This window comes from Streptomyces sp. NPDC003247 (assembly GCF_042888135.1).
Taxonomy (GTDB): Bacteria; Actinomycetota; Actinomycetes; order Streptomycetales; family Streptomycetaceae; genus Streptomyces.
The window spans coordinates 117,517-139,428 of record NZ_JBIAPF010000012.1 but is presented as its reverse complement, the minus strand read 5'-3'; the positions used below and the strand labels follow the sequence as shown (position 1 = coordinate 139,428).

Sequence of the window (21,912 nt, the reverse complement as noted above, 5' to 3'; positions counted from 1 at the left end):
CTCGTTTCGGGACCGGTCCAGCTTACGTTGTACAACGCAGCGGGGTTCGCGGGGGTGGCCCGCAGATCACAACAACACACCGATTGGCGTCAAGCTTCCTGTGCCGAGGCCGAGTTGACGTTTCCTTTGCAGACGCGGGGCCCCGCCGGGCAGTTCCGGCGGGGCCCCGGTCGCGTCGGGCTACTTGCCCGTGAACTTCTCGTACTCCTTGAGGACCTCGTCGGTCGGGCCGTCCATGCGCAGCTCGCCGCGCTCCAGCCAGAGCACGCGGTCGCAGGTGTCCCGGATCGACTTGTTGCTGTGGCTGACCAGGAACACCGTGCCGGCCTCCTTGCGCAGCTCCCGGATGCGCTGCTCGGAGCGCTTCTGGAACTTGCGGTCGCCGGTGGCCAGGGCCTCGTCGATCATCAGCACGTCGTGGTCCTTGGCGGCGGCGATGGAGAAGCGCAGCCGGGCCTGCATGCCGGAGGAGTAGGTGCGCATCGGCAGGGTGATGAAGTCGCCCTTCTCGTTGATGCCGGAGAAGTCGACGATCTCCTGGTAGCGCTCCTTGATCTGCTCGCGGGACATGCCCATCGCCAGACCGCCGAGGATGACGTTGCGCTCGCCGGTGAGGTCGTTCATCAGGGCGGCGTTGACGCCCAGCAGCGAGGGCTGGCCGTCGGTGTAGACCTTGCCGCTCTCCGGGGGCAGCAGGCCGGCGATGGCCCGCAGCAGGGTGGACTTGCCGGAGCCGTTGGAGCCGATGAGGCCGATGGCCTCGCCCCGGTGGGCGACGAAGGAGACGCCGCGCACCGCGTGCACCTTGCGCACCCCGCGTTCCTCGCCGCCGCGCTTGACGATCCGGCTCAGGGCGGCGGTGGCGCTGCCCTTTCCGGTGCGGGCGCCGTTGACGCGGTAGACGATGTGCACGTCGTCGGCGATGACGGTGGGGATGCGCTGTCCCGGTACCTGGTCAGCCACGGCCGTACCTCTCCTCCGCCTGCCAGAACCACACGAAGCCGCCGATGGCGAACAGGGCCGCCCAGCCGCCCGCCGCCGCCCACACGTGGTCGGGGAGGTTCTCGGCGCCGTACTCCTCGATGAGGGCGAAGCGCATCAGGTCCATGTAGATGGCGGCGGGGTTCCACTGGAGGACGTTCGCCATCCACTGGGGCTTGTCGGCGAGGAAGACCGGGATGGAGAACATCACGCCGGACGCGTACATCCAGGTGCGCATCACGAACGGCATCAGCTGCGCGAGGTCGGGGGTCTTCGCGCCGGCCCGGGCGAAGATCAGCGCCAGGCCGGTGTTGAAGCAGAACTGGAGGACCAGCACCGGGACGATCAGGATCCAGGAGGCGTCCGGGTAGCTGCCGAAGGCGATCGCCACGATGAACAGCACGATCATCGAGTACAGCAGCTGCTGGAGCTGCTGGAGCGCGAACGAGATCGGCAGCGAGGCCCGCGGGAAGTGCAGGGCGCGGACCAGTCCGAGGTTGCCGGAGATGGCGCGGACACCGGTCATGACGGAGCTCTGCGTGAAGGTGAAGACGAACACACCCGTGACGAGGAACGGGATGTACACGTCCTTGTCCATCCCGCGGCCCGCGTCGAGGATCAGACCGAAGATCGCGAAGTACACGCCCGCGTTGAGCAGCGGGGTGGCCACCTGCCACAGCTGGCCCAGTTTGGCCTGGCTGTACTGGGCGGTCAGCTTCGCCGAGGAGAAGGCCAGGATGAAGTGGCGCCGCCCCCAGAGCTGGCGGACGTACTCCCGCAGCGTGGGCCTGGCCCCGCTCACGGCCAGCCCGTGCTTGGCGGCCAGCTGCGCCGCCGTGAGGCCCTCGTCGGGCGACGGGGGCGCGCTCACCGCGACTCCGCCGTCATGCGTTGTCTCACTCACCAGTAGGAAACTTTCGTCTTCGGGATGCACAGCCTGGACGGGCTTGGCATGAGCCGGGGGGCCTCGGCACGCTCCGGGGCCCTCGGGGACGAGCTTGTCAGATGACGGGAGGCCGGCCCAGTCGGGTCAGCCGCCACACCGTACGCCACTTCATGGGCCTGCGCGGTCCGCACGAGGTGGCCCACCCTTCCCGGAACCCGCCGAACCACGCCTTGAGCGCGGACCGCGAGGGGCGGCGCGCCAGCGTGAGCAGCAGCCAGACGCCGAGGTAGACGGGGACCAGCGGGGCGGGCAGGTTGCGGCGGGCCAGCCAGACCCGGTTGCGGGCGACCATGCGGTGGTAGACCGCGTGCCGCGAGGGCGCGGTCGTCGGGTGGTACAGCACCATGTCGGACCGGTAGTCGATCATCCAGCCCGCGTCGAGGGCCCGCCAGGCCAGGTCGGTTTCCTCGTGCGCGTAGAAGAACTCGTCCGGGAGGCCGCCGACCTCGGCGAGGACCCGGGTGCGGACGGCGTTGGCGCCGCCGAGGAAGGTGGTGACCCGGGAGGAGCGCATCGGGTCCGAGGCGCGCAGCCGGGGCACGTGGCGGCGCTGGGTGACACCGGTCTCCGGGTCGGCGATGCGGAAGCTGATGATGCCGAGCCCCGCGTCGGCCGTGAACGCCTCGCGGCACAGCTGCGCGGTGTCGTGCCGGGCGAGGAGGCCGTCGTCGTCGAGGAAGAGCAGGACGTCGACGTCGCGGCCGCTGGGGCCGAAGGCCTCGATGCCGACGTTGCGGCCGCCGGGGATGCCGAGGTTCTCGGGCAGTTCGACGGTGCGGACACCGTCGGGGACGTCGGGAACGGGTGAGCCGTTGCCGACCACGACCACCTCGACCGGGTCGCCGTCCTGCTTGGCGACCGAGTCGATCAGGGCTCTCAGCTCGTCGGGGCGGTTGCCCATGGTGATGATCACCGCGCCGACCTTCACGGGCGCGCTCACTTCAGCCTGCTCGACGCGAGGATGGACACCAGGTGCAGCAGGGTCTGCACGAGGGCGATGCCGGCCAGGACGGCGACGCCGAGCCGGGTGAAGAAGAGGTCGCCGCGGATCTGGTCGGCGATCGCCAGGGCCAGGATCAGCAGGGACGCCTCGATGCCGAGGATCAGCCGGTGGAACTTGAGCGCCGCGGCGGCCCGGCGGGCCAGGGCCATGCCGGAGGAGCGCATCTCGGCGGCGGTCTCCTTGACCGGCGGCTTCCCGGCCTGGTGCCGGGCGACGCCGACCAGGTCGGTCTCGGCCTTGATCAGGATCGCGCCGAGGGCGGCCAGGGTGCCGAGGAAGGCCCACAGCCAGTCGATGCGGCCGCTCCCCCACAGGTCGGCGGCGCGCAGCCCGAGGCCGACGAGTACGGCGGCGTCGGTGAGGTACGCGCCGACGCGGTCCAGGTAGACCCCGTTCAGCGAGTACTGCTTCTTCCAGCGCGCGATCTCGCCGTCGACGCAGTCCAGCAGCAGGTAGAGCTGGACGCACACCACGCCGAGCACCGCGCCCGCTATCCCGGGCACCAGCAGGGCCGGGGCCGCGAGGACGCCGAAGACGGTCATCAGATACGTGAGCTGGTTGGGCGTGACCCTGGTGTTGACCAGGTAGCGGTCGACCCGCAGGGACACCTCGCGCATGTAGAGGCGTCCCATCCAGTGCTCACCGCTGCGCCGGTCCTTCACCCCCGGGGGGTGCACGACCGGTCTGAGTTCAGCTACCGATGGCCTTGACATAGTCGGCGTAGACGTCCTTGATCTGTTCGGTCTTGAGGTCGAGGTGTTCGAGGATCGTGTAGCGGCCGGGCCGGGTCTCCGGGGCGAACTCCACGGCACGGACGAATTCGTCCGGGGTGAAGCCGATCTCCTCCGGCAGGACCGGCAGCCCGTGCCGACGCAGCACCTCGGCCATGTAGGCCGACTCCTCGTGGGCTCCGCGCAGGTACATCGCGAACGCCGCGCCCAGTCCGCACTGCTCGCCGTGGGCGGCGGCACGCTGGGGGAACAGCAGGTCGAAGGCGTGGTTGATCTCGTGGCAGGCGCCGGAGGACGGGCGGGAGTCGCCCGACACGGACATGGCGATGCCGGTGAGGACCAGTGCCTCGGCCAGCACTTGGAGAAACCCGTCGTCCCCGACGCCGCCCGGGTGCCGGAGCACGGCCTCGCCGGCCTGGCGGGCCATCGCGGCGGCGAGGCCGTCGATCTTCTCGCCCTTGACCCGGTTGGCCAGTTCCCAGTCCGCCACGGCGGAGATGTTGGAGATGGCGTCGCCGACGCCGGAGCGCACGAAGCGGACGGGGGCCTCACGGATCACATTGAGGTCGATGACCACCGCGATCGGGTTCGGCACACCGTACGAACCGCGCCCCGCGTCGTTGTCCAGGGTGGCGACCGGCGAGCAGAGGCCGTCGTGGGCGAGGTTGGTGGCGACCGCGACCAGCGGCAGACCGACGCGTGCCGCCGCGAACTTGGCACAGTCGATGATCTTGCCGCCGCCGAGACCCACCACCGCGTCGTACCGGCCGGCCTTTATGTCTGCGGCCAGCCGCACCGCGTCGTCGATGGTGCCGCCGCCGACCTCGTACCAGGTGGCTCCGGGCAGCGAGGGAGCGATCCGCTCGCGCAGCCGGGCGCCCGAGCCGCCGCTGACGGCGACGGCGAGCTTGCCGGAGTGCGAGATGCGCTCGTCGGCGAGGACGCACGCCAGGTCGTCGAGGGCACCCGGGCGGATGTCGACGACGACCGGCGAGGGGATGAGCCTCGTCAGTACCGGCACGCGATCTCCCGTCCCCGGGCGAGGTCGTCGTGGTTGTCGATCTCGACCCAGTCGACCTCGCCGATCGGCGCCACGTCGATCCGGACGCCGCGGTTCACGAGCTCCTGGTAGCCGTGCTCGTAGAACTGCTGCGGGTCGGTCTCCCACACGGTCTTCAGCGCGTCCGCCAGCTCGGCGGCCGCGTCGCCCTCGATGAGGGTGACGCCGATGTACTCGCCGGTGGCCTCGGCGGGGTCCATCAGCTTGGTGATCTTCGTCATGTTCCCCTTGTCGGGGTCGACGACGACCTTCATCTCCTCGTCCGCGAGGGACTTCACGGTGTCGAGGGCGAGGATGATCCGCTTGCCGTCGCCGCGGGCGGCGAGCAGCGTCTTCTCGACGGAGACCGGGTGGACGGTGTCGCCGTTGGCGAGGATCACGCCGTCCTTGAGGGCGTCACGGCCGCACCACAGGGAGTAGGCGTTGTTCCACTCCTCGGCCTTGTCGTTGTCGATGAGGGTGAGCGTGAGGCCGTACTTCGCCTCCAAGGCCGCCTTGCGCTCGTAGACGGCCTCCTTGCGGTAGCCGACGATGACCGCGACCTCGGTCAGGCCGATCTCGGCGAAGTTGCCGAGGGTGAGGTCGAGGACCGTGGGTTCGCCCTCTATGCCCGCGGGCCCCACCGGCACCAGCGCCTTCGGCAGGGTGTCGGTGTAGGGGCGCAGACGCCGTCCGGCGCCGGCCGCCAGCACGAGGCCGATCATGCGGGTTCTCCTTCGTCGTGTACGGCGGGGGCCCCGGAGGACACCCAGAAGCGGATGCTCTCGGCGAGCACCACGAGGGCGACGGCCACGGCCAGGGCCGTGAGCGCCACCGTGAACTGCGAGGCGGTGAGCAGCGCGGCCAGCACCGTGACGAGCAGGGTGCGCCCCTCCTGCCCCCCGACGGCGCGCACCAGCCAGGCCGGCGGCGCTCCGGCGTCGCCGCGGATGCGGTACACCGTGTCGTAGTGATGGTAGGCGACGGCCGCCACCAGCCCGAAAGCCGCGGGCAGCGCCCCGTTCACATCGGCGCGGGCGGCGAGGACGAGGACGGTGAGGTACTCCGCGGCGCGGAAGAGCGGCGGGATCAGCCAGTCGAGGGCGCCCTTGAGGGGCTGGGAGAGGGCGAGGCCGGAGGTGAGGGCGTAGATCACCGCGCCGACGGCGGCGGCCCACGGGCTGCCGGACGCGACGTTCGCGGCGAGGACGACGACGCCGAAGACCGCCAGCAGCAGCGGGGAGCTCGGGTGGAAGCGGGTGTTCGGGCTGCGCAGGCTGCCCACGAAGGCGGCCAGGGGACCGTTGTCCGCGAGGTCCGCCAGTGCCCGCGCGGCCCGGTCCGTGCGCTTCGCCCTGCGGGTCACCGACCGCAGCACCCGTCCCGCGGTGGTGTAGGTCGCCGCCAGGGCGCAGCCGATCAGCAGGGCGTAGAAGGTGATGCGGGGGGTCGTCGCGGCCGTCAGGACGGCGATCATGGCCCATCGTTCGCCGATGGGCAGGACTATCATCCGCCGCACCCAGACCGTCCAGCCGACGCTGTCGAGCTTGTCGGAGAGGGCGGCGGTGGGGCTGGTGTTGGCGGTGGCGTCGTGGTTGGCCTCGTTGAAGGAGAAGTCCACGACGTGCCGGCAGGTCTGGAGGATCATCGCGCCGAGCGCGAGGGCCCATACGTCGTCGCCGCCGCGGGCGGCCCCCAGCGCGAGGCCCGCGTAGTAGGCGTACTCCTTGGCGCGGTCGAAGGTGGCGTCGAGCCAGGCGCCGAGGGTGGAGTACTGCAAGGAGTAGCGGGCGAGCTGGCCGTCGGTGCAGTCCAGGACGAAGGAGAAGATCAGCAGCAGGCCGGCGGCGACGAATCCGCCCCGGGTGCCGGTGGCCGCGCAGCCCGCCGCGATCAGCGCGGTGATCAGGGAGGCGGTGGTGACCTGGTTGGGGGTGAGGCCGCGGCGGGCGCACCAGCGGGCGATGTACCGCGAGTAGGGGCTGACGCAGTAGGTGGTGAAGAAACCGTCGCGGGACTTCACGGCCGACTTCAGGCGTACGGCCTCGTCGTCGACGGCGGCGACGGCCTGCCGTGCCTCGTTGCGGGCCTGCGGGTCGGCGGGGACCTCCGCGACCAGGCTGCCGAGCTCGGGCCGGTGGACGTCGGCGCCGTCGGCGTCGAGGGCGCCGACGACACGCTCGGCGAGGCTGTCGAGGCTGTCGATGTTCCCCACGCTCGACCTCGCTCGCGCGGGGGCACCCCCACCGGCCGTGCCGCCGCTCGCGGAGTTCTCCCGGGCCATCGCCCGGGTCAGGGCCTGCCGGCCGGCGGGCTGGGCGGTGACGGCGCCGGGGATCGCGGCGAGCGGGAAGCGGGGGTCGGTGAGGCCGAGGCGCAGCGCGTGCGGGTGGCCCACGAAGCGGCTGTCGACGAGGGCGACGCGCTCGTCACCGGGGACGGCGGCGAGAAGCGTCTCGGCGTCGGCGGTGCCGGCCGCGGTCAGGACGTCGAAGCCGAGGGACCGCAGGTCCGTCTCGATCGACGATCCGGGGACCGGCTGACCGGTGAGGATGGCGGTCGGCAACCGAACTCACTCCCTGGGTCCCGACGCGTCCGCGCCGGTCATCTGCATCGTGGGTCGCCCTCCGGCGGTACCAGCCGGGCGGCATGTCGGCAGAGGCTATCGGATGCCGCGAAGACCGTGTTCACCGGCCGTTCAGGACGGATCACACGGTCTGACAGCACGTGTGCACCGCCCTTTGCCGAGATCATCATGGGCGATCGGCGGCCCGGCCGACAAACCGCGGCGCCGCGCACCCGCGCGGAACGGCCGGGCGGCAGGCGGGACCGACCTGAACCGGGAATCGTTTTCGCAGGTCAGAGCAGATGACAACGGTGTTCAGTGCCGCGTTGCCGGATACCCCCCACCCGTAGTTGACTGGGTGCCGGACCGCTGACAGGAGGGTTTGCTCCATGGGGGCTGGGCACGACCACGGCCATACGCACACCCACGCGCCGGCCACCGCCACGGCCGCCGCGGCGTACCGCGGCAGGCTGCGGGTGGCGCTGGCGATCACGCTCACCGTGATGGTGGTGGAGCTGGTGGGCGGGGTGCTCGCGGACTCCCTCGCCCTGATCGCGGACGCGGCGCACATGGCGACGGACGCGCTGGGCCTCGGCATGGCGCTGCTCGCCATCCACTTCGCGAACCGTCCCCCGAGCACGCACCGCACCTTCGGCTACGCCCGGGCGGAGATCCTCGCCGCCCTGGCCAACTGTCTGCTGCTGCTCGGGGTGGGCGGCTACGTCCTGTACGAGGCGGTCCAGCGGTTCTTCGCGCCGGCCGCCACCGAGGGCGGGCTGATGATCGTGTTCGGCGCGGTGGGCCTGGTGGCGAACACGGTCTCGCTGACGCTGCTGATGCGCGGCCAGGCGGAGAGCCTGAACGTGCGGGGCGCGTTCCTGGAGGTGGCGGCGGACGCGCTGGGCTCGGTGGCGGTGCTGGTGTCGGCGGCGGTGATCCTCACCACCGGCTGGCAGGCCGCCGACCCGGTCGCCTCGCTCGTCATCGGCCTGATGATCGTGCCGCGGACCCTCAAGCTGCTGCGCGAGACCCTGGACGTCCTGCTGGAGTCGGCTCCGCGGGACGTGGACATGGCGGAGGTGCGGGCGCACATACTGGCGCTGGACGGGGTGGAGGACGTGCACGACCTGCACGCCTGGACGATCACCTCGGGGATGCCGGTGCTCTCCGCGCACGTGGTGGTGCGCTCGGACGTGCTGGACGCGACCGGTCACGAGAAGATGCTGCACGAGCTCCAGGGCTGTCTGGGCGACCACTTCGACGTGGCGCACTGCACCTTCCAGCTGGAGCCGGGCGGGCACGCCGAGCACGAGGCGCGGCTCTGCCACTGACGCGAGCGGGACGGGCCCCGGGCCGGCGCCGCGGTGGCCGCTCCACCGGTCCCGGTTTCGTATGTGCGTTCGGCACGGTTCCCCGGGTGCCGTGCCGGGCAAGATCGACCAGGGGGCCCGGTCGCCGGACGCGGGACATGCGGCGCTCACGCGGAATGCGGGGAGCGCGGGCGCGTACGGCAGACTGAGGGGGCGAGGACCGATGCTAAGGATGGGTATGCCGATCACTTCTGCCACCACGACGACCGGCTCGTCGAGCGGCACCGCTGACGCGATTCTGCTGGAACTCGTCGACGAGAACGGCGTGACCATCGGCACGGCGGAGAAGCTCGCCGCCCACCGGGCGCCGGGGCAGCTGCACCGGGCGTTCTCCGTCTTCCTCTTCGACGAGCACGGCCGGCTGCTGCTCCAGCAGCGGGCGCTCGGCAAGTACCACTCCCCCGGTGTGTGGTCGAACACGTGCTGCGGCCACCCCTACCCGGGGGAGGCCCCCTTCGCGGCGGCCGCGCGGCGCACCTTCGAGGAGCTGGGGGTGTCCCCGTCGCTGCTCGCGGAGGCGGGCACGGTCCGCTACAACCACCCGGACCCGGCCTCGGGCCTGGTGGAGCAGGAGTACAACCACCTGTTCGTCGGGATGGTGCAGTCCCCGCTGCGGCCGGACCCGGAGGAGGTCGGCGGCACGGCCTTCGTGACGCCCGCCGAGCTGGCCGAGCGGCACGCGAGGGACACGTTCTCCTCGTGGTTCATGACCGTGCTGGACACGGCCCGGCCGGCCGTCCGGGAACTGACGGGCCCGTCGGCCGGCTGGTGAGCCGGGGCGTCCGGATCACTCCCCGGCGGGAAGGATCACCCCTTCCAGGGCGTCCGGGGGCTTGAGCGGCAGGGCGGCCCAGACGACCTTGCCGCCGCTCGCCGTGTGCTCGACGTCGCACACCCCGCCGGCCTCCCGGGTGATCTCCCGCACCAGGAGCAGCCCCCGGCCGCCGGTCCGGGCGTGGTCGGCCTCCAGGGCGGTGGGGCGGTAGGGGTGGTCGTCCTCCACGGACACCCGCACCCACTCGGCGCCGACGGCCACCTCCACCGCGAGCACCGGCGACAGCAGCGCCGCGTGCCTGACGGCGTTGGTCACCAGTTCCGAGACGATCAGCAGGAGCCCCTCGGTGAGGTCGTCCGTGACCGGCACCCCTTGACGCAGCAGCAGGTCCCGCACGGCGTGCCGCGCCTGCGGGACCGAGACCTCGACGGGGGCGGCGGTGAACCGCCAGACCCCCTCGTACGGCAGCGGTCGCGGCACGTCCGTCCCACGGGGTCCGAGAGGTGCGCCTGCGTCGCCCTGTGGGCGAGGGCCGGGCCCGCGCCCGCGGTCGTCCATCGTCCGGTCGCCACCCTTGCGCTCGATTGTCGCCACGCCCCCGAGTTTGGTAACCCGACCCGGGGCGCCGGATGACTGAACAGAAGTCAGCACTTATCGAGCGTTCTCGGCGTTTCCCGCCCGCGATTTTCTGCATCTTGTCGAGTTCTGTCCGGTACACACCACCTTCGTGCACTATTCAGGTTGTACGGGTTTACCGGGGCGCTCGCCCCTTTTCGTACCCCGTGCCGCGGTGATTTCCTCTGCCCGCGATGCGGCGACGCTCACCCGGACGCGGTCGGCCGGGTCGGTCGGCCGGACGCGGTCGGCCGGGTGCGCGAACGGGCCGTTAGCATCCGGCACATGGAGCCCGAGCTGCTGTACGGCGTCACCGACGCGGTCGCCACCGTCGTCCTGCACCACCCCGCCAAGCGCAACGCCATGACGGCCGCGATGTGGCGGGCGCTTCCCCCGTTGCTGGACGGGCTCGCCGCCGACCCGGGCGTGCGGGCGCTCGTGCTGACCGGCGCGGGCGGCACCTTCTGCGCCGGAGCCGACATCTCCACGCTCCAGGGGTCGCCCGACGAGGCGCAGGGACTGGCGGTGCGCGCCGAGGAGGCCCTCGCCGCCTTCCCGAAACCGACGCTGGCGGCCGTGAAGGGCCACTGCGTGGGCGGCGGCACGCAGCTCGCGGCCGCGTGCGACCTGCGGTTCGCCGAGGAGGGGGCGCTGTTCGGGGTGACGCCGGCGAAGCTCGGGATCGTCTACCCGTCCTCCGCGACCCGGCGGCTGGTCGCGCTGGTCGGTCCGGCCACCGCCAAGTACCTGCTGTTCTCGGGGGAACTGATCGACGCGGAACGGGCCCTGCGCACCGGGCTGGTGGACGAGGTGCTGCCGGCCGGATCGCTCGACGAGCGCGTGGCCGGGTTCACGCGGGTGCTGGCGTCCCGCTCGCAGTTGACGCAGGCCGCCGCGAAGGAGTTCGCGAACGGCCACGCGGACCGCGACGCCCACTGGGCCGCGCTGGCCCGCGCCGAGGGCGAGACCGCGGAGGGCGTCGCCGCGTTCCTGGAGCGCAGGGAGCCGCGCTTCACCTGGACCTCGTCGGGGTGAGACGCGCTCCGGCGGGGCCTTCCCACCGCCCGCCGACGACGGACGGGCATGTCCGGGCGCCGTGGAGGTACCCGTTCCCTCCCGGCCGGAGCGGCCGGGAGAGGAGAGGAGACTCACGTGTTCCGTGCGATCGCAGACGTGCTGCGGCAGATCGGTGGCGCCGTCGCCACCGTGGTGACCCTGCCCTTCCGGGCCGTGGCCCGGCTCTTCGGGCACGCCTCCGCCTCCACGCGGCACGGCAGGGCCTGAGCCGTGGGGCCCTCCGGGCCGCCGGGGGCGGAGCCGCTCCCCGGCGGCCCGGAGGCGTTCCCGGAGGCGTTCCCGGACGCGTTCCCGGAGGCGTTCCCGGAGGCGTTCCCGGACGCGTTCCCGGACGCGTTCCCGGACGCGTTCCCGGACGCGTTCCCGGACGCGTTTCCGGACGCGTTTCCGGACGCGTTTCCGGACGCGTGAGGGCGCTGCCGCCCGCCCGGCCCGCCGGGAGTCCGCCCTGATCCCCGATTGTCGGCGCCGCCTGCCACAATTGCCGCGCAACCTCAGTGGAGAAGGCGGTACGGGATCGTGACGACACCCGGGTCCATCGAAGTAGGGTCCATCGAAGGCAGGATCGCCGAGGAGCTCGGCGTACGGGAGCGGCAGGTGAAGGCCGCCGTGGAACTGCTCGACGGCGGTTCGACGGTGCCTTTCATCGCCCGCTACCGCAAGGAAGCGACCGAGATGCTCGACGACGCGCAGCTGCGCACGATCGAGGAGCGGCTGCGCTATCTGCGGGAGCTGGAGGAGCGCCGGGCGGCGATCCTGGACTCCGTGCGCGAGCAGGGCAAGCTCACCGGCGAACTGGAGGCGCGGATCCGCGGCGCCGAGACCAAGGCCCGGCTGGAGGACATCTACCTGCCCTACAAGCCCAAGCGGCGCACGAAGGCGCAGATCGCGCGGGAGGCCGGGCTGGAGCCGCTGGCCACGGGGCTGCTCGGCGACCCGGGCGTCGAGCCGCTCGCCGCGGCGTCCGCCTTCGTGGACGCCGACAAGGGCGTCGCCGATCCGCAGGCCGCGCTGGACGGGGCACGGGCGATCCTCACCGAGCGGTTCTCGGAGGACGCCGACCTGGTCGGCGAGCTGCGCGAACGCATGTGGGTGCGCGGGCGCCTCGCCGCGAAGGTGCGGGACGGCAAGGAGGAGGCGGGCGCCAAGTTCGCCGACTACTTCGACTTCGCCGAGCCGTTCACCGAGCTGCCCTCGCACCGCGTCCTGGCGATGCTGCGCGGTGAGAAGGAAGAGGTGCTCGACCTCGTCCTGGAGCCGGAGGAGCCGACGGACGGGCCCTCGTCGTACGAGGGGATCGTCGCCCACCGGTTCGGCATCGCCGACCGGGGCCGCCCCGGCGACAAGTGGCTGACCGACACCGTCCGCTGGGCCTGGCGCACCCGGCTCCTGGTGCACCTGGGGATCGACCTGCGGCTCAGGCTGCGGACGGCCGCCGAGGACGAGGCCGTCGACGTGTTCGCGGCGAACCTGCGGGACCTGCTGCTCGCCGCCCCCGCGGGCACGCGCGCGACGCTCGGCCTGGACCCCGGCTTCCGCACGGGCGTGAAGGTGGCCGTGGTGGACGCGACCGGCAAGGTCGTCGCCACCGACGTCATCCACCCGCACGTCCCGGCGAACCGGTGGGACGAGGCGATCGCCAAGCTGGCCCGGCTGGCGAAGGAGCACGCCGTCGAGCTGGTCGCGATCGGCAACGGCACGGCGTCCCGTGAGACCGACAAGCTCGCCGGTGACCTCATCGCCCGGCACCCGGAGCTGGAGCTCACCAAGGTGATGGTGTCCGAGGCGGGCGCCTCGGTCTACTCGGCCTCGGCGTTCGCCTCGCAGGAGCTGCCCGACATGGACGTGTCGCTGCGCGGCGCCGTGTCGATCGCCCGCCGGCTCCAGGACCCGCTGGCCGAGCTGGTGAAGATCGACCCGAAGTCCATCGGGGTCGGCCAGTACCAGCACGACCTGTCCGAGGTGAAGCTGTCGCGCTCGCTGGACGCGGTGGTGGAGGACTGTGTGAACGGCGTCGGTGTCGACGTGAACACCGCGTCCGCCCCGCTGCTCGCCCGGGTCTCCGGCATCACCTCCGGCCTCGCCGAGAACATCGTGGCGCACCGCGACGCCAACGGCCCGTTCACCTCCCGCAAGGACCTGAAGAAGGTGGCGCGGCTCGGGCCCAAGGCGTACGAGCAGTGCGCGGGCTTCCTGCGGATCCGCGGCGGCGAGGACCCGCTGGACGCCTCCAGCGTGCACCCCGAGGCGTACCCGGTGGTCCGGCGGATGGTGAAGACGAGCGGGCAGGAGGTGGCCGCCCTCGTCGGCAACACGTCGGTGCTGCGGTCGCTCAGGCCGGACGACTTCGTGGACGACACCTTCGGTCTGCCGACCGTCACCGACATCCTCAAGGAGTTGGAGAAGCCCGGGCGCGACCCGCGGCCCGCCTTCCGGACGGCCACCTTCAAGGAGGGCGTGGAGAAGATCTCCGACCTGTCCTCCGGCATGGTCCTGGAGGGCGTGGTGACGAACGTGGCCGCCTTCGGCGCGTTCGTCGACGTCGGTGTCCACCAGGACGGCCTGGTGCACGTCTCCGCGATGTCCAGGACGTTCGTCAAGGACCCGCGGGACGTGGTCAAGCCCGGGGACATCGTCAAGGTGAAGGTCCTCGACGTCGACATCCCGCGCAAGCGGATCTCACTGACGCTCAGGCTCGACGACGAGGCGGCCCCCCAGGGCGCCCCGGGCGAGGGCCGGCCGCAGCGCGGGGGCGGGCGCCCGCCGCAGCAGCGGCAGCAGTCCGGCCAGCGCGGCGGCGGTCAGCGGGGCGCGGGCGGCGGTCAGCGGGGCGCGGGCGGCGGTCAGCGCGGGGGCGGTGCCCGGCAGGCTCCGGCGCCGGCGAACAGCGCGATGGCCGACGCACTGCGCCGGGCCGGGCTGGTCGACCCCAAGAAGGGCCGGAGCTGAGCGAGGGGGCCGGGCCCGGCGGCACCGCCCGTGGCCCGGCCCCCGCTCGTACCGTCCGCGTCCGCGAGGACACCGGGTCCGACGAGGACGGGACGCCGCCGACCGTCCGGGGCCGGCGGGACGCCCGCTCGGGGCGGGGAAAATCCGGTTGCCGGTGATCGTCGTACCGACACACTGGCGGGATGAACGCTTTCGACCCCAAGGCGGACCTCCTCCGGTGCCTCCAGGACGCCCGCGACGTGCTGGTGTGGAAGCTCGACGGGCTGTCGGAGTACGAGGTGCGCCGGCCCATGACGCCGACCGGCACGAATCTGCTGGGGCTGGTCAAGCACCTGGCCGGGGCGGAGGCACTGTACTTCGGGGCGGTGTTCGGGCGGCCGTTCGCGGGGACGCCGCTGTGGATCACCGGGGACGCGGAGCCGAACGCCGACCTGTGGGCGCGGGCCGACGAGACGCGCGAGGAGATCGTCGGACTGTACCGGCGGGCCTGCGCGCACGCGGACGAGACGGTCGCGGCGCTGCCGTGGGACGCGGTCGGCCGGATCCCGGGAGGCAAGGGCGGCGAGGTGACCCTGCATCGGATCCTCGCCCACATGATCGGTGAGACGCACCGGCACGCCGGGCACGCCGACGTCGTCCGGGAGCTGGTCGACGGAGCGACGGGACAGCGCCCGGGCGGCGCCAACACGCCCGACGGCGACCCGGCGTGGTGGACGGCGCACCGCGAGCGGGTGGAACGGGCGGCCCGGGAGGCGGGCCGCACCGGGTGAGGCTACCGTTCGGTCACCTTGCCGTCCGCGACCTCCAGGCGGCGGGTGACGTGGACCGCGTCCAGCATGCGCCGGTCGTGGGTGACCAGCAGCAGGGTCCCCTCGTAGGCGTCCAGGGCGGACTCCAGCTGCTCGATCGCCGGGAGGTCGAGGTGGTTGGTCGGCTCGTCGAGGACGAGCAGGTTGACGCCGCGTCCCTGGAGCAGCGCGAGGGCGGCGCGGGTGCGTTCGCCCGGTGAGAGGGTCGCCGCCGGACGCAGCACATGGTCCGCCTTCAGACCGAACTTGGCCAGGAGGGTGCGCACGTCGGCCGGTTCGGTGTCCGGTACGGCGGCGGAGAAGGCGTCGAGCAGGGCCTCGGGGCCGTGGAACAGCCCGCGCGCCTGGTCGACCTCGCCGACCAGGACGCCCGAGCCGAGGGCCGCGTGGCCGGCGTCCAGCGGGATGCGGCCCAGCAGCGCGGCGAGCAGGGTCGACTTGCCCGCGCCGTTCGCGCCGGTGACCGCGACCCGGTCGGCCCAGTCGATCTGGAGGGTCACCGGGCCGAAGGTGAAGGTGTCGCGCCGTACCTCGGCGTCCCGGAGGGTGGCGACGAGCGCGCCGGAGCGCGGGGCGGCCGCGATCTCCATGCGCAGCTCCCACTCCTTGCGGGGCTCCTCGACGACCTCCAGGCGTTCGATCATGCGCTGGGTCTGGCGGGCCTTCGCGGCCTGCTTCTCGCTGGCCTCGCTGCGGAACTTGCGGCCGATCTTGTCGTTGTCGTTGCCCGCCTTGCGGCGCGCGTTCTTCACGCCCTTGTCCATCCAGGAGCGCTGCGTCTGCGCGCGCTCGTGCAGGGCGGCCTTCTTGTCGGCGTACTCCTCGTAGTCCTCGCGGGCGTGCCGGCGGGCCGTGTCCCGCTCCTCCAGGTAGGCCTCGTAGCCGCCGCCGTAGAGGTTGATCTGCCGCTGGGCGAGGTCGAGTTCGAGGACCTTGGTGACGGTGCGGGCGAGGAACTCGCGGTCGTGGCTGACGACGACGGTGCCGGCGCGCAGGCCGGTCACGAAGCGTTCGAGGCGCTCCAGGCCGTCGAGGTCGAGGTCGTTGGTGGGCTCGTCGAGGAGGAAGACGTCGTAGCGGGACAGGAGGAGGGAGGCGAGGCCCGCGCGGGCGGCCTGGCCGCCGGACAGGGACGTCATCGGCTGGCCGAGGTCCACGCCGAGGCCGAGGGAGTCGGCGACGTCCTCCGCGCGTTCGTCGAGGTCGGCGCCGCCGAGGCCGAGCCAGCGCTCCAGGCTCGCCGCGTAGGCGTCGTCGGCGCCGGGAGCGCCGTCGACCAGGCCCTGGGTGGCCTCGTCCATCGCGCGCTGCGCCTCGGCGACTCCGGTGCGGCGGGCGAGGAACTCCCGCACGCTCTCGCCGGGGCGGCGCTCCGGCTCCTGGGGCAGGTGGCCGACGGTCGCGGCCGGCGGGGAGAGCCGGAGCTCGCCCTCCTCCGGCGCGGTGAGGCCGGCCAGGAGCTTCAGCAGGGTGGACTTGCCCGCGCCGTTGGCTCCGACCAGCCCGATCACGTCACCGGGGGCGACGACGAGGTCGAGCCCGGAGAAGAGGGAGCGGTCGCCGTGGCCGGCGGCGAGGTTCTTGGCGACGAGGGTGGCAGTCATCAGACGGTAGATCCTAGTGGGCGCGCGGCGCCCGGGGCGCGGGGGTCGCGCCCCGTGGCCGGTGGGCGCGCCGACGGGCTACCGTCAGGGCGTGGGCACGCGCGGGAACGACGATGTGATCGTGGTCGGCGGCGGGGTCGTCGGGCTGGTGACGGCGGTGGTCCTCGCCGAGCGGGGCCGCCGGGTGCGGATGTGGACGCGGGAGCCGGCCGAGCGGACCACCTCGGCCGTCGCGGGCGCGCTGTGGTGGCCGTACCACATCGGGCCGGTGGCGTCGGCGCGGGTGTGGGCGCTGCGCTCGCTGGAGGTGTACGAGCGACTGGCCGGGCGGCCCGAGGACACCGGGGTGCGTCTGGTCGAGGGGGTCATGGGCGGAGCGGAGCCGGACGCCGTCGCGGCCTGGACGGCCGGCCGGCTGACCGGGCTGCGTCCGGCGACCGCCCGGGAGTACCCCGCCGGGAGGGGTCTGTGGGCGCGGCTGCCGCTGATCGACATGGCGGTCCATCTGCCGTGGCTGCGGGAGCGGTTGCTGCGCGCGGGCGGCACGGTCGAGGAACGCGCCGTGGGCGATCTGGCGGAGGCCGACGCGCCGGTCGTCGTCAACTGCACGGGCCTGGGCGCCCGTGATCTGGCCGCGGACGGCTCGGTACGGCCGCAGCGGGGGCAGCTGGTCGTCGTGGAGAACCCCGGGATCCGCACCTGGCTGGTGTCCACCGGCCCGGACGGTGAACTGGCGTACCTCTTCCCGCAGCCGGGGCGGCTGCTGCTGGGCGGCACCGCGGAGGACGACGACTGGTCGCCGGATCCGGACCCGGCGGTGGCCGCGGCGATCGTGCGGCGGTGCGCCTCCTTCCGCCCGGAGGTCGCGGGGGCGCGGGTCCTGGAGCACCGGGTGGGGCTGCGGCCCGTGCGGCCCGCGGTGCGGCTGGAGCGGGAGGTGCTGCCGGACGGGCGGTCCGTGGTGCACCACTACGGGCACGGCGGCGGCGGGGTGACCGTGGCGTGGGGGTGCGCGGAGGAGGCGGCCGGGCTGGCGTTCCCGGCCGGCCCGACCGGGGCCCGGCTCCAGGGGCTGTAGCGTCCCGGCACGCCGGGGCGGGGCGGGTCGGCGTCGGGTCGGAGCGTGCCGTCGGGGCCGGGGCGGCGTTGGGGGCCGAGCGGCAGCGGGGCCCGGACGGTGCCAGGGCTCCGGCGGCGGCGCGGGCGCCAGATCGGGGGCACAGGCCCGGACCGGTCGGACCGGTGCTCCGGCATCGGTACGGCGGTCGAGCCGGTCCTTGATCTCCCCGACCTGGGCCATCGGCCTCGGTACACCGCGCGCGGAGGCGGTGGCCGAGGGCCTCCTAGCGCGGTTCGGCGGCCTGGGCGACGGCCGAGCGGGTCAGGAGTTCGTCGCGGTCGATCGCGTCCGTCCGCGTCGACGGCACGGTGCAGGCGTGGGCGCCGGCCACCGCGCCGAACAGGGCGCAGGTCAGGGGCGGCTCGCCGGTGAGGCGGCCGAAGAGGAAGGCGGCCGCGAAGGCGTCGCCGGCGCCGTTGGAGTCCACCACGGGCGCGGGGGGCGGCACCGCCGGTATGCGGGTCAGCTCGCCGTCGGTCAAAAGGTACGCGCCGTGCGCGCCCGCGGTGGCGACGACCACCTCGGCCCGCCCGCGTTCGGCGACGCGGCGCATGGTCCGCTCGGGGTCGGTCAGTTCGGCCGCGGAGAGGAAGACGACGTCGGCCTCGTACGCGAACGACGCGTGGTACGGGTTCTCCCCGTCCCAGTTGTGCAGGTCGGTGGAGATGCCGACGCCCGCCTCGCGCAGCACCGGCAGGGCGAGGGCGCAGGGCTGGGTGATCGAGACGTGGGCGTGGCGGCTCCTCGCGGCCAGGGCCCTCAGCGTGTCCTCGGGGAACCGGTCGTCGGGGAGCGAGCGGCTGGTGTCGTACAGGGACAGCCGCCGGCCGTCCGGGCCGACCAGGTTCACCGCGCGCTTGGTGCCGGCGGGCTGCGGGACCGCGGTGAGGCCGATGCCCCGGTCGCGGTGCAGGGCGCGGACCAGGTCCCCCTCGGGGTCGTCGCCGAGGAAGTCGAGGTGGTGGGTGCGCAGACCGAGGGCGCTCAGGCCCATGGCGACGAAGTCCCCGGTCTGGCCCGCTCGGGTGCGTACCCCGCTGTCGATCATGTAGCTGTCGGCGTACGGGAGCGGCAGCTCCGGGACGTACACGATGGTGTCCACGCCCGCGCCGCCCAGTACGAGGACGTCGGTGTCACGGCTCAACTCTGGCCCTCCCCTTGGTCGTAGACCGTGACCGCGATCCCCCGCCCGACCAACCGCTCGGTGATCAGCGGTTCGACGCGGGACCACGTGCCGCCGGCCAGGCCACACCCTATCCGCGGCATGTGGACGGAGGCACCGAGCTCCACCGCCCGGCCGGCCAGCCGTGCCAGTGCCGCGTCGATGGCCTCGTACCGCACGGGGACGCCCTTGCTGCCCGTCCTGGTCCCGCGCTGGCCGATCATGTTGGCCACCCACACGTACGGCTCGACCTGGACGCACTGGACGGCGCCCAGCCCGAAGTCGTTCGACGCGCGGTCCCGGTGCCAGGCGCGGTAGGCCTTCTCGGGCTCGGGCCAGCGGCGCGACAGCGCGAGGACGAAGCCCTTCCCCCAGCCCCCGATGTCGTTGCAGACATGGGCGATCACCTTGACGCCCTTCACCGACGGCACGGTGGCGTCCCCCCGGACATACGTGATCTCCGACATGACGCCACCGTAGGCGATGCCACTGACAGTGGCCCGGCCCCTTCCCCGGCTACGGCGTGAGCCGCGACAGTTCCTCGTCGGCCGTTCGCGCCACCCGGCGGCGGACCGCGAACCAGCCGCCGACCAGGGCGGCCGCGACGACCGGGACGAGCAGCAGGGTCTTGCGGCCGACCTCGGGGTCGCTCCACATCAGGCCGAGGACGGCGATCAGGAAGGCGATCGTGACGATCTCGGTGACCGGGCTCATGGGGAGGCGGAAGGAGGGGCGGGCCACGAGACCGGCCCTGGCGCGGCGGACGAAGACCAGGTGGCAGATCATGATGATCACCCAGGTGCTGATGATGCCGAGGGAGGCGACGTTCAGCACGATCTCGAAGGCCTGCTCGGGCACGAGGAAGTTCAGGCCGACGCCGAGGACGCAGACCGCGCAGGTGAGCAGGATGCCGCCGTAGGGGACCTGGCTGCGGTTCATCCGGGCGGTGAAGCTCGGGGCCGAGCCGGACATGGCCATGGAGCGCAGGATGCGGCCGGTGGAGTACAGGCCGGAGTTCAGGGACGACATGGCGGCGGTGAGGACGACCAGGTTCATGACGTCGCCCGCGCCGGAGACGCCGATCTTCGACAGGACGGTGACGAAGGGGCTCTCGTCGGCCGAGTAGACCGAGCCGGGCAGCAGCAGGGCGAGCAGGACGACGGAACCGACGTAGAAGAGGCCGACGCGCCACATGATGGAGTTCACCGCGCGCGGGACGACCTTCTCCGGCTCGGCGGTCTCGCCCGCGGCGACGCCGACCAGTTCCAGGGCGGCGTACGCGAAGATCACGCCCTGCATGACGAGGACGACGGGCAGCAGGCCGTGCGGGAGGACGCCGCCGTGGTCCGTGATCATGCTCGGGCCGGGCGTCCGGCCGTCCACCTCGTGCCCGGTGGCGAGCAGGAAGACGCCGACGCACATGAAGGCGACCAGAGTGGCGACCTTGACGATCGCGAACCAGAACTCCATCTCGCCGAAGATCTTCACCGAGATGAGGTTCACCGCGAGGACCACGGCGAGCGCGACGAGCGCCAGCACCCACTGGGGGATGCTCGTGAACATGCTCCAGTAGTGGGTGTACAACGCGATCGCGGTGATGTCGGCGATACCGGTGGTCGACCAGTTCAGGAAGTACATCCAGCCGGCGACGTAGGCGCCCTTCTCGCCGAGGAACTCGCGCGCGTACGACACGAAGGAACCGGACGACGGCCGGTACAGGACCAGCTCGCCGAGGGCGCGGACGACGAAGAAGGCGAAGACGCCGCAGACGAGGTAGGCCAGGGCGAGCGCCGGGCCGGCGGTGTGGAGGCGTCCGCCGGCGCCCAGGAAGAGGCCGGTGCCGATCGCGCCGCCGATGGCGATCATGTTGACGTGGCGGTGCTTGAGGTCCTTGCTGTAGCCGGCGTCGCCCGCGTCCGCGGGTGTCGTGGTCGCCTGGGGGTGGGCGGCGACGTCGGCCGTGTGCGCGGTGTCCTTGCTCACGGGTGTTCCACTCTCTGGTGCGCCCGGGCGCCGTATGCCCGGGTGTCCTGACGGTCGTGGCCCGCGGCTCCCCGGTCGGGGCCCAGACCAAGGAAGCAGCTTCCCGGAGGGACCCCTCTCATGCGGTGCTTCACGTCACAGAGCGTGACTCCTCACACGACCGTCACACGGGGTGCGGGGGTTCCGGCGGTCCCCGCTGTCCCGGCGTTCCCCGCGGTCTCGGCGGTCCCGGCTGGTGTCACAGGAGTGGTGGGACAGCGATACTGCTGCACATGACGATCGAGACCGAGGAGCCGGCCCTCACGGTCGACGAGCTGGCCGCGCGGGCGGGGGTCACGGTGCGCACGGTGCGGTTCTACAGCACCAAGGGCCTGCTGCCGCCGCCGGTGATCGGTCCGCGCCGGGTGGGCCACTACGGTCCGGAGCACCTCGCGCGTCTCGCGCTGATCGCGGAGCTCCAGCAGCAGGGCATGACGCTGGCGGCGATCGAGCGCTACCTGGACCGGCTGCCGCCCGGACTCGACGCGCACGACCTCGCCGTCCACCGGGCGGTGGTGGCCTCGTGGGCGCCGGACACCGTGGAGACGGTGACGCGGGAGGAGCTCGAGCGGCGGGCCGGGCGGGCGCTCGGCGAGGCGGACGTGGACCGGCTCCGTGCCATGGGCGTGGTGGGGGCCGGGTCCGGCGACCGGGCCGACGGCGGCTCGTACCGCGTCGACGCCGGGCTGCTGCGGCTGGGCGTCCGGCTCCTCGACGTCCCCCTGTCGCCGGAGGCGATCCTCGCCGCCCGGACCGTCCTGCTGGAGCATGCGCGCACCGCCGCCCACGAGCTGTCGCGGCTGCTGCGCGAGGAGGTGCCGGAGCGCGACGCGGGCGCGGTCCGGTCGCTGTCGGCGCACATGCAGCCGCTGGTGGTCCAGGCCCTGCTGACGGCGTTCCAGCGGTCGCTCACGGAGGAGCTGCGGGAGTGGATGGGGGAGCCGCCCGCGGACGGGTCCTCCTGAGGGCTGTCCGTCCCGGGCGGGTGGCCCGGGGCCGCCGCGGCGGATTCATGAGCCGGCTGCCCCACGGGCGGGGGGCCGCCTCACGGGTCCGGGGGCTCGCCCACGGGTCCGGGGGCCCGCCCACGGGTCGCGGGCAGGCTTACGGGTCGCGGGCATGCCTACGGGTCGCCGGCAGGCC

The 21,912-nt window shown here is 73.0% G+C and carries 21 protein-coding genes; 9 read left to right on the top strand and 12 right to left on the bottom strand.

The annotated features are described in order from the left end of the window. Positions 1-180: 180 nt before the first annotated feature. The 7 genes from ACFYWQ_RS33710 to ACFYWQ_RS33680 form a co-directional block, all read right to left on the bottom strand. Positions 181-963: an ABC transporter ATP-binding protein gene (locus ACFYWQ_RS33710; protein WP_389521825.1), complete on the bottom strand. Its 783-nt coding sequence runs from the start codon at positions 961-963 to the stop codon at positions 181-183. Continuing rightward, positions 956-1,885, bottom strand: a complete 930-nt coding sequence (locus ACFYWQ_RS33705) for an ABC transporter permease (RefSeq protein WP_389521823.1) — start codon at positions 1,883-1,885, stop codon at positions 956-958. Before ACFYWQ_RS33705 ends, ACFYWQ_RS33710 begins: the two co-directional genes overlap by 8 nt. A gap of 97 nt (positions 1,886-1,982) precedes the next feature. Then, entirely contained in the window at positions 1,983-2,867 is an 885-nt protein-coding gene (locus ACFYWQ_RS33700) for a glycosyltransferase family 2 protein (RefSeq protein ID WP_389521821.1), read from the bottom strand. Beyond that, positions 2,864-3,643 (bottom strand): CDP-alcohol phosphatidyltransferase family protein, encoded by a 780-nt coding sequence (locus tag ACFYWQ_RS33695; protein WP_389521819.1) that lies wholly within the window; start codon positions 3,641-3,643, stop codon positions 2,864-2,866. The genes ACFYWQ_RS33700 and ACFYWQ_RS33695 overlap by 4 nt, the downstream gene beginning before the upstream one ends. Continuing rightward, entirely contained in the window at positions 3,621-4,682 is a 1,062-nt protein-coding gene (locus ACFYWQ_RS33690; protein WP_389521817.1) for an iron-containing alcohol dehydrogenase family protein, read from the bottom strand. The genes ACFYWQ_RS33695 and ACFYWQ_RS33690 overlap by 23 nt, the downstream gene beginning before the upstream one ends. Then, positions 4,670-5,425 (bottom strand): sugar phosphate nucleotidyltransferase, encoded by a 756-nt coding sequence (locus ACFYWQ_RS33685; protein ID WP_389521815.1) that lies wholly within the window; start codon positions 5,423-5,425, stop codon positions 4,670-4,672. The genes ACFYWQ_RS33690 and ACFYWQ_RS33685 overlap by 13 nt, the downstream gene beginning before the upstream one ends. After that, positions 5,422-7,266, bottom strand: a complete 1,845-nt coding sequence (locus ACFYWQ_RS33680) for a DUF5941 domain-containing protein (RefSeq protein WP_389521813.1) — start codon at positions 7,264-7,266, stop codon at positions 5,422-5,424. Before ACFYWQ_RS33680 ends, ACFYWQ_RS33685 begins: the two co-directional genes overlap by 4 nt. 389 nt (positions 7,267-7,655) lie before the next feature. On the opposite strand from ACFYWQ_RS33680, the gene ACFYWQ_RS33675 reads away from it, so the two are divergent. Together ACFYWQ_RS33675 and idi are read left to right on the top strand one after the other, a co-directional pair. Further along, a complete protein-coding gene (locus ACFYWQ_RS33675; protein WP_389521811.1) occupies positions 7,656-8,597 on the top strand; it encodes a cation diffusion facilitator family transporter in 942 nt (313 codons plus the stop codon). Positions 8,598-8,814: 217 nt separating this feature from the next. Continuing rightward, positions 8,815-9,408, top strand: coding sequence for an isopentenyl-diphosphate Delta-isomerase (gene idi, locus ACFYWQ_RS33670; protein ID WP_389521809.1), 594 nt, complete (start codon positions 8,815-8,817; stop codon positions 9,406-9,408). A gap of 15 nt (positions 9,409-9,423) precedes the next feature. Here the strand turns inward: idi and ACFYWQ_RS33665 are convergent, their stop codons facing one another. Further along, entirely contained in the window at positions 9,424-9,969 is a 546-nt protein-coding gene (locus ACFYWQ_RS33665) for an ATP-binding protein (protein ID WP_389522029.1), read from the bottom strand. Positions 9,970-10,311: 342 nt separating this feature from the next. Here ACFYWQ_RS33665 and ACFYWQ_RS33660 point away from each other — a divergent pair, with 342 nt between their 5' ends. The 5 genes from ACFYWQ_RS33660 (at position 10,312) to ACFYWQ_RS33640 (ending at position 14,822) form a co-directional block, all read left to right on the top strand. Next, positions 10,312-11,061 (top strand): enoyl-CoA hydratase/isomerase family protein, encoded by a 750-nt coding sequence (locus tag ACFYWQ_RS33660; RefSeq protein WP_389521807.1) that lies wholly within the window; start codon positions 10,312-10,314, stop codon positions 11,059-11,061. Positions 11,062-11,178: 117 nt separating this feature from the next. Then, positions 11,179-11,310 (top strand): LPFR motif small protein, encoded by a 132-nt coding sequence (locus ACFYWQ_RS33655; protein WP_389521805.1) that lies wholly within the window; start codon positions 11,179-11,181, stop codon positions 11,308-11,310. A 3-nt stretch (positions 11,311-11,313) separates the two neighbouring features. Then, positions 11,314-11,514, top strand: coding sequence for a hypothetical protein (locus ACFYWQ_RS33650; protein WP_389521803.1), 201 nt, complete (start codon positions 11,314-11,316; stop codon positions 11,512-11,514). A 108-nt stretch (positions 11,515-11,622) separates the two neighbouring features. Continuing rightward, positions 11,623-14,052, top strand: coding sequence for a Tex family protein (locus ACFYWQ_RS33645; RefSeq protein WP_389521802.1), 2,430 nt, complete (start codon positions 11,623-11,625; stop codon positions 14,050-14,052). Positions 14,053-14,234: 182 nt separating this feature from the next. After that, positions 14,235-14,822 (top strand): DinB family protein, encoded by a 588-nt coding sequence (locus ACFYWQ_RS33640; protein WP_389521800.1) that lies wholly within the window; start codon positions 14,235-14,237, stop codon positions 14,820-14,822. A 2-nt stretch (positions 14,823-14,824) separates the two neighbouring features. Here the strand turns inward: ACFYWQ_RS33640 and ACFYWQ_RS33635 are convergent, their stop codons facing one another. Continuing rightward, positions 14,825-16,465, bottom strand: coding sequence for an ABC-F family ATP-binding cassette domain-containing protein (locus ACFYWQ_RS33635; protein WP_389521799.1), 1,641 nt, complete (start codon positions 16,463-16,465; stop codon positions 14,825-14,827). A gap of 91 nt (positions 16,466-16,556) precedes the next feature. Between ACFYWQ_RS33635 and ACFYWQ_RS33630 the strand changes: the two genes are divergently transcribed. Then, positions 16,557-17,543: an FAD-dependent oxidoreductase gene (locus ACFYWQ_RS33630; protein ID WP_389521797.1), complete on the top strand. Its 987-nt coding sequence runs from the start codon at positions 16,557-16,559 to the stop codon at positions 17,541-17,543. Between the two features lie 265 nt (positions 17,544-17,808). On the opposite strand, the gene ACFYWQ_RS33625 is transcribed toward ACFYWQ_RS33630, so the two are convergent. Genes ACFYWQ_RS33625 through ACFYWQ_RS33615 form a run of 3 tightly spaced genes read right to left on the bottom strand, consistent with a single transcriptional unit; the run spans position 17,809 to position 20,730 of the window. Further along, a complete protein-coding gene (locus ACFYWQ_RS33625) occupies positions 17,809-18,729 on the bottom strand; it encodes a PfkB family carbohydrate kinase (protein WP_389521795.1) in 921 nt (306 codons plus the stop codon). Continuing rightward, entirely contained in the window at positions 18,726-19,214 is a 489-nt protein-coding gene (locus tag ACFYWQ_RS33620; protein ID WP_389521793.1) for a macro domain-containing protein, read from the bottom strand. The genes ACFYWQ_RS33625 and ACFYWQ_RS33620 overlap by 4 nt, the downstream gene beginning before the upstream one ends. 49 nt (positions 19,215-19,263) lie before the next feature. Next, positions 19,264-20,730, bottom strand: coding sequence for an amino acid permease (locus tag ACFYWQ_RS33615; protein ID WP_389521792.1), 1,467 nt, complete (start codon positions 20,728-20,730; stop codon positions 19,264-19,266). Positions 20,731-21,002: 272 nt separating this feature from the next. Here ACFYWQ_RS33615 and ACFYWQ_RS33610 point away from each other — a divergent pair, with 272 nt between their 5' ends. After that, on the top strand, positions 21,003-21,734 hold the full coding sequence (locus ACFYWQ_RS33610) for a MerR family transcriptional regulator (RefSeq protein ID WP_389521790.1): 732 nt from the start codon (positions 21,003-21,005) through the stop codon (positions 21,732-21,734). Positions 21,735-21,912 lie beyond the last annotated feature (178 nt).